Origin of the sequence: Spectribacter hydrogenoxidans, from assembly GCF_031846275.1 — a bacterium.
GTDB classification, from domain to species: domain Bacteria; phylum Pseudomonadota; class Gammaproteobacteria; order Nevskiales; family Salinisphaeraceae; genus Spectribacter; species Spectribacter hydrogenoxidans.
The window spans coordinates 77,955-91,896 of the sequence record NZ_JAVRIB010000004.1; the positions used below are offsets into that span (position 1 = coordinate 77,955).

Genomic DNA, 13,942 nt, shown 5'->3' on the forward strand with positions numbered 1-13,942 from the left:
CCGCGCACGTGGCAGCGCCTCGAGGGGCTGTCATGCGATTATCAAATGGCGACTGGATGCAGTTCGTAAATGCGTCCGTGTTTCGCCGCTGATTCCAGGTTTCCGCGGCGAAGCGAGTCCCTGACATCGTCAAGCTTATAGGCGTCTTCAAGGCTGAGGTAGGGAGACCAACCTGTCTCGTCTTCGATCAGTTCTACATAAACTTCGGCGACATACTGTCCTTCATGGATATATTTCAATTGCTTGCGTTGCGTCATTGCTATCGCCTGCGCATGAACGCCTCAGTCATGCCGCCGTAACTTCGATGAACTCGCTGCTCGAATGCGGAACCGGAACCGGCTCGCCTTCTTGCCTGACGCTCTCGAGATGGAATTCGATGGCTTCGTGGATCAGTGCCAATACTTCTTCGCGACTTTCCCCCGCGGCAACGCAGCCGGGTAGGTCCGGGACGTACGCTCCCCAGCTGGTGGGGCCTTCTTCAATGACAACCATATACTTCATTTCCGCCACCTAACGCTTGAGACCTGCCTGCTTCAGGACATTGTTCGCGGTGCCGGGCGGAACATCAACACTCGGTTTACCGGCGATGGTGACGGTCCCGCCCTTCACCGGATATCTGAACTGGCGATGACTGCCCTTCATGCGTACCCGCTCCCAGCCATCTTCCTCGATACGTTTTATCAGTTCTTTGACCTTCACGAGTGGCGGGTGTTGCGAATGGCCACGGTGCCGTATGGGAGGCGCTACATCGCCGGCTGAATGCCGAGCTGATCGAAGCCCTTGTCAGTGAAGTTCTGCCGGAACATGTCGCGCAGTTCGCGGGCCTGGGCGTCGTAGGCGGCCTTGTCGGCCCAGGTTTGGCGGGGGTCCAGGATTTCGGCCGGCACGCCCGGGCAGCTGCGGGGCATGCGCAGGCCGAAGATGTCGTGGGTATCGGTTGCCACGTTATCCAGTTCGCCGGCCAGCGCGGCGTTGAGCAGCGCTCGCGTGTGCCTGATCGAGATGCGCTTGCCCTGGCCGTAGGGCCCGCCCGACCAGCCGGTGTTCAGCAGCACGCAGCGGGCCTTGTGGCTCTTCATCTTGCGAGCGAGGATGTCGGCGTAAACCGGCGGCTTGCGCGCCATGAACGGCGAGCCGTAGCAGGCTGAGAACGCCGCCTGTGGTTCGGTGACGCCGACTTCGGTGCCGGCCAGCTTGGCGGTGAAGCCGGACACGAAGTGATACATCACGTCCTCGGCGTCCAGCAGCGAGATCGGCGGCAGCACCCCGAAGGCATCGGCGGTCAGCAGCACGATGGTTTCCGGGTGCCCGCCGCGCGCACCCTCGGCAACATTGGGGTTAGCGTCCAGCGGATAGGAAAAGCGCGTGTTCTCGGTGATCGAGCCGTCGGTCAGGTCCAGCTCCTGCGGGTCGGTTTCGGCCAGCGGTTTGCCGGGCAGGGCCGGGACGTTTTCGATCAGCGTGCCGGGCATGGACAGGGCCGCGGCGATCACCGGCTCGGCCTCCTTGTCCAGGTCGATCAGCTTGGCGTAGCAGCCGCCCTCGAAGTTGGACACGCCGTCGGCGGTCCAGGCGTGCTCGTCGTCGCCGATCAACTGGCGGCGCGGGTCGGCCGACAGCGTGGTCTTGCCGGTGCCGGACAGACCGAACAACACCGCCACGTCGTCGTGGTCGCCCACGTTGGCGGAGCAGTGCATCGACAATTCGTCGATCTCCGGCAGCAGGTAGTTCATCACCGTGAACATGGTCTTCTTGACGATGCCGCAGTAGTCCGCCCGGCCCAGCACCAGGCCGATGCGGTTGCGGATGTCCATGATGACCGCGCGCTGGCTCAGGGTGCCGTCGCGGTCCGGGTCGCAATGGAAGCTGGGCACGTTGAGCATGGTCCAGCGCTTGTCGGCGGCGTTGGTCACGCCTTCCACGCCGCTGGCGAACATGTTCTGGGCGAACAGCGCGTGGGTGGCGTACTCGCCGACGAAGCGGTAGGGCACGGCGTAAGCCGGATCCCAGCCGCAGGTGACGTCCTGCACGAACAGCGTCGACTGCCGCCGGTTCAGGTGCGCCACCACGCGTTCGAGCAGCCGGCCGAAGTGATCGGGATTGAAGCGCTGCAGATCGGCCTTCCACCACAGCTTGTCTTCCACCTCGGGCCAGGCTACGGCGAAGGTGTCGGCCACCGGACGGCCGGTGCAGGAGGGGTCGGAATAGAACACCAGCGGGCCGTCCACGCCGAGCTTGGTGGCCCAGGCCTTCGGTTCGTCATCCGGGCCGTCCGGGCGGATACGGCCGCGATCATTGTCCAGGGCGGCCCGGAACAGTTCCGGGCGGGACAGATTGTGCCGGTACTCGACGGTGTCGAGCCCCAGCCGCTGCCGTAGCTCGGCGCGAAAATCCATGTTAGGGCCTGTTAACGCTATCGAGATCGCCGCGCCGCGGACCATTTTTCCGCAAGACAAGGCGGAGCGAGTGCGGTGTAGTGTCACTACATGAGCGAGCGACACAGAATGGTCCGGAACCATTCTGGACAGCCGGAGGCTGGCCCGAAGGGCAAAGCCCACGGACGGGCTTTGCAGCGCCGGATTGCGGGAAAATGGCCCGCGTCCCTTTCCGTTCGAGGCGAGGAGCAGGGTTCCCGGCGATAGCCGGGATGCGACCGCCGGCGGACGGAAGTAGCCCCGCGACAGCGAACTCGTTCGCCCCGCTGAGGGTCGCACCCCACCGCTGCGCGGCGGGGCCCCGCTCCGCCTCTCGGGGCGAGGGTTGCGCCCAAAATGCGCCGATGCGGCGTTGCTCGTCGTTCATTTGGCTGACCAAACTTCTCTCCTCGCGCCTTGCCTCGCCGCATTTTGGGACAGCAACGCGGCGATCGGCGGTAGCGTTAACAGGCCCTCGATCCCCTGCAGATCAGGCGTAAGCTGCAACGAAAGACGGCAGCGACGTACCCGCCGCTACCGTGGAAAGTCAGCAAGGCTAATGCTTGTGCCCCCGGCAGGCAACCAACCGCTGCTATGATCGAACGGGGTTCGGGCGTTATCCGCGATATTGGTGGGGATTTCGATTGTTTCGGCGGAGCGGGCACAGCACATGAACTGGTTGATGGTGGCGCTGGGCAGTGCCCTCGGCGGCGTGGCCCGCTATACCTGCGTCGGACTGGTGGATCAGCGTCTGGACAGCGCGTTTCCCTGGGGCACGCTGCTGGTGAACCTGCTGGGTTCCGCCGCGATCGGCTGGATAGCGGGGGTGACCGAACACGCCTGGCTTGATGATTCGCTGCGGTTGTTTCTGATGGTGGGTGTGCTGGGTGGTTTCACCACGTTTTCCGCCTTTTCCCTGCAAACCCTGACCCTGATCCGCGAGGGGGCGATGCTGCCGGCCGCGGCTTATGTGGTGGCTTCGGTGCTGCTGTGTCTGGCCGGCGTGGCTATCGGTCACGGGCTGGCCCGTTGAAGCCGCACTTCGGGTCGGCTGCAACCCGCGTGGTCTGCGCTTGCCGTCATACGGGTACCACCCGCGTTCGGTAGAACAATCCGCCATCCGGCACGTTGGTGCCGCGTCACCCCGAGAGGTATACGGCATTGACTGACTGGATGGCCCGGTTCCATCCCCGCCGGCTGGCGGCCGCCCTGGATGCGATCGACCGTGATTGGCGATCGGCCGAGATTGCCAACTGGCGCGCCCTGGCGCCGGTGTTGCTGACCGTCGCGGTCTGTCTGCTGGGCATGAATTACCTGCGGTTCTACGAGGTGTTCCAGGGTGTACTCGAGGCCTGGCTCGGGCGGCTTGAGGCTCTCCGGCTGTTGCGTAGCACCTGGGGCCAGTTGCTGGGCAATGTCTGGTGGGCCGGCGTGCTGCTGGTCGGGTATGTGCTGATTCCGCTGGCGGTGATCCGGTGGGTGCTGGGCCACCGGCTGGCCGATTACGGCATCGGCTGGCATGACACCACCCGGTATCTGCCCTGGGCGGCCGCGCTGGCCACGCCGATCGTGGGCTTCGCCTTTGTGGTGAGCTTCACCACCGAGTTCCAGCACACCTATCCGTTCTATTTGCTGGCCGGACGCAGCTGGCTGGATCTGCTGGCCTGGGAATGCGTCTATCTGCTGCAGTTCGTGTGCCTGGAATTCTTCTTCAGGGGCTTTCTGCTGCACGCGCTGGCACGGGTCTACGGCGCGTCAGCCATTTTCCTGATGAGCCTGCCGTATCTGATGATCCACTTCACCAAGCCCTGGCCGGAGGCCGCCGGGGCGGTGGCCTTCGGCATCCTGCTGGGCATTCTGTCGCTGCGAGCGGGGTCGATCTGGCCGGGGGCGTTCGTGCACATGAGTATTGCACTGGCGATGGATGGGTTTTCGCTTTGGCAGAAGGGGCAGTGGCCGGGGTCGTTCTTGCCGTAGACCGGGATTAAGGGCGATGCTCGTTGCCGGCAAGCGCTAACGGGAAGGAAGAGGCAACCACACCCGGATGTGGCACCTCTTGATTCCCGTCGGGACGAGCCCTTTGGACAGGGATGTCCAAAGTGGCCTTGCGCGGCAGGGATGCCGCGCCAACCACAAGTATGCACTGCAGGGCGGCGAGGTTCCCGGCCCGTAGGGGCGCGCACAGGAAAGTGCGCGCGGTTTTCGCCGGCACATGGACGTGCCGTCGAAACACCCCCTCGCCGACCGAAGCGCACGGGGCATCCCGCCCCGAACCCCGTTCGGGGCGGGACTCGCCCGCCGGAAGCGTTTCTTTGGTAACTTTCTTGTTGCACAAGAAAGTTACCCGGACCGCTTTAGCGGGGCGGAATCTTCCTTATTCTTGTGCTGAATCGCTGACGGGGCTTTGCTCATGCCGGCCGACGCCCCGTCACCGCCAACCCCGCATCATCCAAGCCGCGCCTCCAGCTCAGCCACCGACCGGGCCGGCGGTGCACAGACCGTTCCCCGGCAGACATAGGCCACCGGGCCGTCCGGTTCCGCTGGCTTATCCGCCACACCTGCGGGCAGGTCGGCGGCATCCGCGGCGATGACGTAGACAGTGGCGAGGGCGTTGGTTCTGGCCGCAGCCTGCCGCCAGGTGCGCACCCCATCCGGATCGCCGCCGCGCAGGATCACCACCGGCGGCGGGTCCAGATACTCGTCCAGTGCCAGCAGCAGGCTCGAGTGCGCCATGGGGTAGTCGTTCATCAGCGTGGCGCCGGCAGCCAGGGTCCGTTCCGCAGCGGTCAGATACCGCGGTTCGCCGATCAGCCAGCCCAGATGCAGCAGCGCGCGGGCGGCCACGGCGTTGCCGGCCGGGGTGGATTCATCCTGGAACGGGCGCGGGCGGTGCAGCAGCGGCTCGTGATCGTCGGGGGTGAAGTAGAACCCGCCGTTGGCGTCGTCCGCGAAATGGGCCAGCAGTGCGTCGGCGATGTCCGTCGCCCAGGCGAGATCCGGGCTGTGCCACCGGGTACGCAGGGCGGTGAGCAGTGCGTCCAGCAGGAACGCGTAGTCGTCGAGAAAGCCGCTGGTGTGGCTGCGACCACCGGCGTGGACGGCCAGCAGCCGGCCGTCGCACCAGAGATGCTGACGGATCATGGCGAGGGCGTCATCGGCGGCGGTCGCGCAGTCGGCGCGGTCCAGCGCATCGGCGGCGGTGAACAGGCCGCCGATCATCAGGGCGTTCCAGCTGGTCAGGATCTTGTCGTCGCGGTCGGGCCGGGTGCGGGCGGCGCGCTGCTCGAACAGCGTCTGGCGTGCCGCGGCCAGACGCTCTGCCACTGTATCCACCGCCAGGCCGAACTGCTCGGCCAGGGTTGCGTCGTCGTCGGCGCGCTGCAGGTGCCAGCGGCCTTCGAAGTTGGGCGGCCGGTCCAGGCCATAGGCGGCGCCGAAAAGTGGGTAGGCATCCCCAAGTGCTGATTCGGCCGCTGCCTGCGACCAGACGTAGAAGGCGCCTTCATGGCCGTCGCTGTCGGCATCCAGGCTGCTGTAAAAGCCGCCCTCGGGCGCGGCCATCTCGCGCAGGACCCAGTCGGCGGTGGCGTGGGCGGTAGTGGTCAGGCCCTGTTGGGCGCAGGCAGCCAGCAGCGGGCCGTTGTCGTAGAGCATCTTCTCGAAATGGGGAATCGCCCAGCGGTCGTCCACGCTGTAGCGGAAGAAGCCGCCGCCGAGGTGGTCGAACAGGCCGCCCGCGGCCATCTGTTCGAGGCTGAAGCTGGCCATGCGGGCCGCGCGTTCGTCGCCGCGCCGGCCCAGGCGTTCGGCCAGCGCCAGGCTGCCGGGGTGCGGGAACTTCGGGGCGCTGCCGAAACCGCCGTACTTGCGGTCGAAGCTGGCCGCCAGTTCCTTGCCGGCGCGGGTCAGCGCCTTGCGGTCGGGTAGCTGGCCGGGCGCCGGGTCCAGGCGGGCGAATATCTTGTCCAGCTGCTGTTTCTGGTCGCCCAGTTTGTGGCTGTTGCCGGCGTACCAGTCGGCCACCTGGCGTAGCACGTCGGCGAAACCGGGCATGCCCAGGCTGGCGGTGGCCGGGAAATAGGTGCCGGCCATGAACGGGGTCTGGGTATGCGGGTCGATCACCACGGTCAGCGGCCAGCCGCCGGGCCGCTGGGTGAGTATCTGGTGCGCCATCTGGTAGATCTTGTCCAGATCGGGCCGTTCCTCGCGATCGACCTTGATGTTTACGAAGTGCGCGTTCATCAGCGCGGCGATGCTGTCATCCTCGAACGACTCATGAGCCATCACGTGGCACCAGTGGCAGGCGGAATAGCCCACCGACAGCAGCACCGGCTTGTCCTCGGCGCGGGCTGTTGCCAGGGCCTCGTCGCACCAAGGCCACCAGTCCACCGGGTTGTCGGCGTGCTGGCGCAGGTAGGGGCTGGTCTGGTCGGTGAGTCGATTGGTCATGGTGGCGCCCGTGAATGCCGGAACGGAAAGGACAGGGTGGCATCATCGCCGCCGGAAACCGAACCCCCGCGCCGGGCCGTGGTCCATGATGGCGACAGGATGCATTTTCATGGAGTGCGGCATGCCCGTGATTCGATTGCTGATCGCGCTGGGTCTGGTGGCCAACGCGCCGCTGGCACTGGCCGAGGCCCAGGCGAAAATCGCCGTGTCGATCAAGGAATGGACCGTGCCCTGGGAGGATACCCGGCCGCGCGACCCGACGGTGGCGACGGATGGCCGCATCTGGTTCGTCGGACAGACCGGGGATTACATCGCCCGGCTGGATCCCGAATCGGGCGAGTTCCAGCGCTTTGATCTGGCCCGTGGCACCGGGCCGCACAACGTCATTACCGGGCCCGACGGCAAGCTTTACGTGGCGGGCAACCGCAACGCCCGCATCATCCGGGTCGATCCGGCAAGCGGTGATCAGGAGACGTTCCGGCTGCCCGGCGGCAATGGGGATCCGCACACTCAACAGTTCGGGCCCGATGACGACCTGTGGTTCACCATGCAGGGCTACAACGCCATCGGGCGGCTGAATCCGGACCGCAGCGAATTCGACGTGATCAAGCTGCCCACCGAGCGGGCGCGGCCGTACGGGCTGCGCATCGCACCCAGCGGCATGCTGTGGTTCACGCAGTTTGGCACCCGCAAGCTGGCGCGGCTGGAGCCCGGCGCCCTGAAGGTGCGCGAGTACGAGATCCAGCGCGACGATGCCCGGCCGCGCCGGCTGGCGATCGCCGACGACGGCGCCATCTGGTACGTGGACTACCTGGGCGGCTATTTGGGCCGGCTCGACCCGCCATCCGGGAAGTTCACGGAATGGGCAGCGCCCGGCGGCAAGCAGGCGCTTCCCTACGGCATGACCATGGATGGCGAGGGACGGCTGTGGTTCGTGGAAACCGGGGTCAATCCCAACCGGCTGGTGGCGTTCGATCCGGCGGTATCGGATTACGTGGCCAACGAGCCGATTCCCAGCGGCGGTGGCGCCGTGCGGCATATGGTGTATGACGCCGAGCGCGACGCCATCTGGTTCGGCACCGACGCCAATACCATCGGGGTGGCGCGCATCGGCGAATGACCGGCCGGGCGCCGGCCACCGCCCGGCGGCCAGATGTGCCTGCTAAACTCCGCGGCGATGTTCGTGCACCCGCAATTCGATCCGGTCGCCATCAGTCTCGGGCCGCTGGCCGTGCACTGGTACGGCCTGATGTACCTGCTGTCGTTTCTCGTCGGCTGGGGCGTGGCCGTGTGGCGCACGCGGGCGGCCCACGTCCACTGGGACCGCGACGAGGTGGGCGACTTCCTCTTCTACGTCGTGCTGGGCGTGGTGGTCGGCGGGCGCGTCGGCTACATGCTGTTCTACCAGCCGCAACTGCTGCTTAGCGACCCGCTGCAGCTGTTCCTGATCTGGGAGGGCGGCATGTCCTTCCACGGCGGCATGCTCGGGGTGTTCGCGGCGGCCGCATGGTTCGCCCGTAAGACCGGCCGCCAGTTCTTCGACGTGACCGACTTCGTGGCCCCGGTGATCCCGATCGGTCTGTTCTTCGGCCGCATTGCCAACTTCATCAATGCCGAGCTGGTTGGCCGGCCGACGGATGTGCCCTGGGCGATGATCTATCCGCAGGTCGACGCGCTCGCACGCCACCCCTCGCAGCTCTACCAAGCGGCGCTGGAAGGCATCGTGCTGCTGGCGCTGCTGTGGTTCGTGGCGCGCCGGCCGCGCCGCCGGATGGTGGTATCCGGGTTCTTTCTCATCGGCTACGGCGCGCTGCGGTTTACCGCCGAGTTCTTCCGCCAGCCGGACGCCCATCTCGGTTTCATTGCCTTCGACTGGATGACCATGGGACAGCTGCTGTGCCTGCCGATGATCGCCGGCGGCCTGCTGTTGCTGGCGCTGGCGCATCGCGGGGTGAATCAGCAGGGAGTGCGCAACTGATGCGTCAGTACCTCGAGCTGATGCGCCACGTGCGCGAGCACGGGGTGGACAAGAACGACCGCACGGGCACCGGCACCCGCTCGGTGTTCGGCTGGCAGATGCGCTTCGACCTGAATGACGGCTTTCCGATGGTGACCACCAAGAAGCTGCATCTGCGCGCGATCATTCACGAACTGCTGTGGTTCATTGCCGGCGATACCAACACCGGCTATCTCAAGGCCAATAACGTTTCGATCTGGGACGAATGGGCCGACGAGAACGGCGACCTGGGCCCGGTCTACGGCTACCAGTGGCGGTCCTGGCCGGCGCCGGACGGCGGCGCCATCGACCAGCTGGCCAACGTGCTGCGGTCGATCCGCGAGAATCCGGATTCCCGCCGCCACATCGTCTCGGCCTGGAACCCGGCGGAGGTGGACCACATGGCGCTGCCGCCCTGCCACACGCTGTTCCAGTTCTACGTGGCCGACGGCCGGCTGTCCTGCCAGCTCTACCAGCGCAGCGCGGATATCTTCCTGGGCGTGCCGTTCAACATCGCCTCGTATGCATTGCTGACCCACATGGTGGCGCAGGTATCCGGCCTGGGTGTGGGCGATTTCGTGCATACCTTCGGCGATGCGCACCTCTACTCGAATCATCTCGAGCAGGCCGACGAGCAGCTCACCCGCGAACCGCTGCCGCTGCCGCAGCTGGAACTCAATCCGGACGTGACCGACCTGTTCGCATTCACGTTCGACGATATCCGGGTGGCGGGCTACGAAAGCCACCCGGCCATCAAGGCGCCCATTGCCGTCTGACGACAGGCGGCGGGCGTTTCGTCCTGCCCGGAACCAGGGAGCATGCTCATGACTCGTCCCAGTGCCATTGTTGTTGGCGTCGGCGCGGAACAGGGCATCGGCGCCGCGGTGTGCCGACGCTTTGCCGCCGAGGGGTATCACGTGTTCGTGGCCGGCCGTACACCGGCCAAGATCGACCAGGTGGTGGCGACTATCCGGGCCGCCGGGAACAGTGCCGAGGCGGTGCCCACCGATGTGACGGTGGAAGCGGACGTGATCGCCCTGTTCGATCGCGCAATGGCGGACACCGCGGACCACGCCCCGGCGGATGTGGTGGTCTCGAACACCGGCAACAACGCTATCATCGACTTCCGCGAGCTCACTGCGGCCCAGTTCGAGGATTTCTGGCGGGTGGGCTGTTTTGGCGGCTTCCTGGTTGGCCGCGAGGCGGCCCGCCGGCTGGTGCCGCTGGGGCGCGGCACGGTGATCTTCACCGGCGCGTCGGGCAGTCTGCGGGGCAAGCCGGGATTTGCCCACTTCGCCGCCGCCAAGGCGGGGTTACGCATGCTCAGCCAGAGCATGGCCCGCGAGTACGGCCCGCAGGGCATCCACGTCGCGCATGTCCTGATTGACGGCGGGGTGGACGGCGAGCGGGTGCGCAAGTTCGTGCCGGCGCTGGCCGAGGCCAAGGGCGAGGGCGGACTGCTTGATGTCGACGCCATTGCCGACACCTACTGGCACCTGCATTGTCAGCACCCGTCGGCCTGGACTCAGGAAATCGATCTTCGGCCGTTCAAGGAGCCGTACTAGCGGCGGACTCCTGCGCTCGTAGTTCGTCCGCCACGGTGCGCACGTGCGGGTCATCGAAACCCAGTTCCCGCAGCGCCTCATCCAGCTGTAAAAGATAGTCCCGGTTGCGGCCGCTGGGCCCGGCCGCGTGGCGGATGTGCGTCGCGATCTCGTTGTCGGGCGCGTGCCCCAGGAAGGCGGCATTATCCGGTCCCGCGATGTAGACCAGCCCTTCGGCGGTGGCACCGTCCGCAAAGGTCAGCGGCGTGACCAGCCGCAGATAGCCGTTCTTCTCCCGGTGATCCAGATGCTCGAATACGCCGGGGGCGACCCGATAGGCCATGCCGCCGCAAGTCTCGCCGGCCGCCTCAATCAGCGTGACCACGCGGCCGGGCGCGTCCGGCGTGCCGCGGTGATCATGCGAGCCCTGCCAGAAGCGTCGCGCCCAGCCCTCGATGGTGGCCGGCCGGTGTTCCAGGAAGGCGAAATCCGCCTTGTAGATCAGCGAGCCATACCCGAACAGCCACACCTCGTCGCGGCCCGTCAGGTGATTCTGACGGCGGTTGTGCTCGATCGTGTTGAAGGACATGGCTGCTGGCGACCGCCGGTTGCGTGCGGTGTCGTGAGCGGATTGCGGATCGTCATTCTACGCGGCCGCCGGTCCCTCGGGCAGCCGTGCCACAATGGTTTTCGGGGCCGGATCGGGAGATGCACGTGCGCAGATGGCTGTTGGTGGCGGGTTTCGGGCTGCCGGGACTGCTGCTCCTGGCGTTGGTCGGCATCTGGCTTTTCTACAACGTGGGCCAGCACCGGGCTGCGCTGGAAACGGCGGTGTCCGAAGCCATCGGGCGTGATTTCCGGATCGGGGGCGACCTGCGCCTGGATCGCGGCTGGCCGCCGGCGTTGTCGGCGGCGTCGGTGTCGCTGGCGAATGCGGACTGGGCTGATAATGGGCCGCTGATTGCTGCGGAGCGCATCGACATCGGCGTGGCGCTGTTGCCCCTGCTCAGCGGCACGATCGATCTGCGCGACGTCACCGTGACCGGCGCGCAAGTCCGTCTGGCACGTCATTCCGAACATGGCGCCAACTGGCAACTGGGCCGCTCGCCAGCGGATGCCGCCGAGGGAGATGACGAGAGCGGTTGGACGGTAGGTTTCCCCCGGACTGTCACCCTGCGCGATGCCCAGGTTGTTTATCGGCCGGATGAGCGGACCGAGGCCGAGCAGGCCACGGTGTCCCGTCTGACATTGCAGGCGCCCGGCGCCAACCGGCCGATGACGCTCGAACTGGAAGGCCGCTACCGCGAGCGGGCGCTTCAGATCGACGCCCGAATGGATGCCTGGCAGCGCCTGCGGGACACCGATGCCGAGTACCGGGTTCACGCATTCGACTGGCGGCTGGGGGAGTCCGATCTCAGCGGCTCCGGACGGCTGGTGCGGGGCGGCGAGCGTCCGCGGCTGACCGGTGAGCTGACCTCGGACCAGTTCGATCTGCGGCCGTTCCAGGGCGAGGCCGCCAAGTCCGGTGAAGACCGCCTGATCTCGGATACGCCGATGCCCCTGGCCCCACTGCAGGCGCTGGACGCCGATATTGATGTCACCGCCGGTCGCGTCATCAGTAACGGCCTGGTGCTGGAAGACCTCGAAACCACGCTGGCCCTGGATGCCGGAAAGCTGCGCATCGACCCGATCCGGGCGCAGCTTGCCGGCGGGCAGCTCGAGGCGACGCTGGGCCTGGACGCCAACCCCTCCCCGCCGGTACTGGCCCTCGGCGTGCAACTGGCGGATTTCCGGCCGGGCGAACTGCCGGCCCTGGCTGATGCCGATCTCATCGACGCGGCCCCCAGTGATTTCCGGTTGCAGGGGGAGGGCGCCGGGAGCAGCCCGGCGGCGGTGGCCGGCAACTTCAACGGGGATCTGCAGCTGTCGGTGGGCCGGGGCACGCTGGGCAATAACGCCACCAATGTCATCGGCGCCGATGTGGTGTTTTCGGTGCTGCAGCAGATCAACCCGTTGGCCGACGAGGAGGCCCGTACCGATCTGGTGTGTGCGGCTCTGAAGCTGGCGATCAAGGACGGCGTGGCGCAGGGGGAGAAGGCCATTGCCATGCAGACCGACAAGGTCAACGTTCTGGGTAACGCGGTGATCGACCTGGCCTCCGAGGCGGTGGCCATCCGGGTCAAGCCCACCGCGCGCAGCGGCATCGGGGTGAATTTGGGCACGCTGGCCGGCGGCTTTTCCATCGGCGGTACCCTCACCAGACCGCGCCCCACCTCCGGCGACCTGACCGCCAAGCTGCAGGCGGCCGGCCGTGTCGGCGCGGCTATCACCACGGGCGGGTTGTCGCTGATCGCGGAAGGGGCATTCGATCGCACCTTTGCCACGGATGATCCCTGTGGCGTGGTGCTGGCGGACGGCGCCAGCGAGTCAGCGAAACCCGGGATACTGGAACGGGCCGGTGACAAGGCGCGCGACCTCTTCGACGGCCTGTTCGGTCAGTAGTCGGGCAGGGCCGCGACCACGGTGACATTGTCCTGAGCTACCGCGTTGGTGCTGTCAATCCGGGTCAGCAGGTCGGTAACCGCCGCCCGGGCGCTGACCGCCGTGCCTATTGCCTCGGCCAGTGCGGATTCGGGCAGGGTCTCTATGCCGTCGCTGGCAATCAGATAACGTGGGTGCGGTGCCTTGGCCGGCGGCAGTTGGGCAACGTCAACACGGGTAAGTGCCGGTCCCAGGCAGCTGGATACCATGGGCCCGTCGCCATGGACTTCGTTGACCCGGGCAAGCCTGTCGCCGTCCAGGCGGTAGATCAGGCTGTCGCCCACGCTGGCCCGGTAGACGGCATCGGGGGCGAACAGCAGTGCCGCCAGCGTGGTGCCCAGTCCGGCGAGGGCGGGGTCGTCACGCTCGATCACGTGCAGGCGCGCGTCGGCGGCCCGCAGAGCCGCTTCCAGGACAGCAGGCGGTTGTTGCCAGCGTTCGGCGGACGTGGCGCGCAGGTAATCCACGAAGCTGTCGATGGCTGCGTTGCTGGCCACATCCCCACCGGGGTGACCACCCATGCCATCGGCCACCACCGCAAGCTGAAAGTCGCCCAGGCTCGTCCACGCCAGGCTGTCTTCCTGCTGGCGGCGAGCGCCCTGGATCTGGTCACCATGAATGTCCATGGTGCTAGTCTCGGGGCACGCCGGGGGCTTCGGCAAACAGGGAGAGGTTATGGACGTTTTCTTTCGTGTGCAGCTGGTCAAGCCGGAGTCGATGTCGCTGGCCGAGTTCTTCGACGTCTGGATCGCGGAAACCGAGGCGGTGATGGGCGCTCGCGATGCGGGCGTGATCAAGTGGGTCTACAAGGTGGCCGGTCAGTACGAGGTGGTCGGCGTGATTGCCGTGGACTCGGCCGAGCATCTCGACGAGCTGATCCATCAGCTGCCCGTCTGGCGCGACTCGGCCGGCCATACCGTCGTGGACATGGAGTGGCTGCCGTTGACCGACTATGCGGCATGGTCGAAGCAGATGAAGGCGCATAACGCCGGCTGACC

The 13,942-nt window shown here is 66.5% G+C and carries 15 protein-coding genes; 8 read left to right on the plus strand and 7 right to left on the minus strand.

Translation table 11 applies throughout. The annotated features are described in order from the left end of the window. Positions 1-41: 41 nt before the first annotated feature. The 4 genes from RM532_RS04870 to RM532_RS04885 are packed head-to-tail and all read right to left on the minus strand — an operon-like array spanning position 42 to position 2,396. Positions 42-257: a hypothetical protein gene (locus tag RM532_RS04870; RefSeq protein WP_311652043.1), complete on the minus strand. Its 216-nt coding sequence runs from the start codon at positions 255-257 to the stop codon at positions 42-44. A gap of 28 nt (positions 258-285) precedes the next feature. After that, positions 286-501, minus strand: coding sequence for a type II toxin-antitoxin system HicB family antitoxin (locus RM532_RS04875; RefSeq protein ID WP_311660447.1), 216 nt, complete (start codon positions 499-501; stop codon positions 286-288). A gap of 9 nt (positions 502-510) precedes the next feature. Beyond that, positions 511-699: a type II toxin-antitoxin system HicA family toxin gene (locus tag RM532_RS04880; protein WP_311652045.1), complete on the minus strand. Its 189-nt coding sequence runs from the start codon at positions 697-699 to the stop codon at positions 511-513. A 44-nt stretch (positions 700-743) separates the two neighbouring features. Then, on the minus strand, positions 744-2,396 hold the full coding sequence (locus RM532_RS04885) for a phosphoenolpyruvate carboxykinase (ATP) (protein ID WP_311652046.1): 1,653 nt from the start codon (positions 2,394-2,396) through the stop codon (positions 744-746). Positions 2,397-3,084: 688 nt separating this feature from the next. On the opposite strand from RM532_RS04885, the gene crcB reads away from it, so the two are divergent. Both crcB and RM532_RS04895 read left to right on the plus strand, forming a co-directional pair. Then, complete coding sequence (crcB, locus tag RM532_RS04890; RefSeq protein ID WP_311652047.1) at positions 3,085-3,447, plus strand: fluoride efflux transporter CrcB; 363 nt, start codon at positions 3,085-3,087, stop codon at positions 3,445-3,447. A gap of 128 nt (positions 3,448-3,575) precedes the next feature. Then, entirely contained in the window at positions 3,576-4,391 is an 816-nt protein-coding gene (locus RM532_RS04895) for a CPBP family intramembrane glutamic endopeptidase (RefSeq protein ID WP_311652048.1), read from the plus strand. A 468-nt stretch (positions 4,392-4,859) separates the two neighbouring features. On the opposite strand, the gene RM532_RS04900 is transcribed toward RM532_RS04895, so the two are convergent. Continuing rightward, entirely contained in the window at positions 4,860-6,863 is a 2,004-nt protein-coding gene (locus RM532_RS04900; RefSeq protein WP_311652049.1) for a thioredoxin domain-containing protein, read from the minus strand. Between the two features lie 121 nt (positions 6,864-6,984). Here RM532_RS04900 and RM532_RS04905 point away from each other — a divergent pair, with 121 nt between their 5' ends. From RM532_RS04905 to RM532_RS04920, 4 genes are read left to right on the plus strand one after another with little or no spacing between them, the layout of a single operon-like run. After that, positions 6,985-7,983, plus strand: coding sequence for a Vgb family protein (locus tag RM532_RS04905; protein ID WP_311652050.1), 999 nt, complete (start codon positions 6,985-6,987; stop codon positions 7,981-7,983). A gap of 57 nt (positions 7,984-8,040) precedes the next feature. After that, the gene (gene lgt, locus RM532_RS04910; protein WP_311652216.1) at positions 8,041-8,841 is read left to right on the plus strand and encodes a prolipoprotein diacylglyceryl transferase; all 801 of its coding nucleotides are present in this window, start codon (positions 8,041-8,043) and stop codon (positions 8,839-8,841) included. After that, positions 8,841-9,635, plus strand: coding sequence for a thymidylate synthase (locus tag RM532_RS04915; RefSeq protein ID WP_311652051.1), 795 nt, complete (start codon positions 8,841-8,843; stop codon positions 9,633-9,635). The genes lgt and RM532_RS04915 overlap by 1 nt, the downstream gene beginning before the upstream one ends. A 48-nt stretch (positions 9,636-9,683) precedes the next feature. After that, the gene (locus RM532_RS04920) at positions 9,684-10,424 is read left to right on the plus strand and encodes an SDR family NAD(P)-dependent oxidoreductase (protein ID WP_311652052.1); all 741 of its coding nucleotides are present in this window, start codon (positions 9,684-9,686) and stop codon (positions 10,422-10,424) included. On the opposite strand, the gene RM532_RS04925 is transcribed toward RM532_RS04920, so the two are convergent. Then, on the minus strand, positions 10,408-10,992 hold the full coding sequence (locus tag RM532_RS04925) for a gamma-glutamylcyclotransferase (protein WP_311652053.1): 585 nt from the start codon (positions 10,990-10,992) through the stop codon (positions 10,408-10,410). The two genes, RM532_RS04920 and RM532_RS04925, sit on opposite strands and share 17 nt — an antisense overlap. 125 nt (positions 10,993-11,117) lie before the next feature. Between RM532_RS04925 and RM532_RS04930 the strand changes: the two genes are divergently transcribed. After that, positions 11,118-12,905, plus strand: coding sequence for an AsmA family protein (locus RM532_RS04930; protein WP_311652054.1), 1,788 nt, complete (start codon positions 11,118-11,120; stop codon positions 12,903-12,905). Here the strand turns inward: RM532_RS04930 and RM532_RS04935 are convergent. Continuing rightward, entirely contained in the window at positions 12,899-13,570 is a 672-nt protein-coding gene (locus RM532_RS04935; RefSeq protein ID WP_311652055.1) for a PP2C family protein-serine/threonine phosphatase, read from the minus strand. The genes RM532_RS04930 and RM532_RS04935 overlap by 7 nt on opposite strands. A gap of 49 nt (positions 13,571-13,619) precedes the next feature. Between RM532_RS04935 and RM532_RS04940 the strand changes: the two genes are divergently transcribed. Beyond that, a complete protein-coding gene (locus RM532_RS04940; protein ID WP_311652056.1) occupies positions 13,620-13,940 on the plus strand; it encodes a muconolactone Delta-isomerase family protein in 321 nt (106 codons plus the stop codon). Positions 13,941-13,942: the final 2 nt, after the last annotated feature.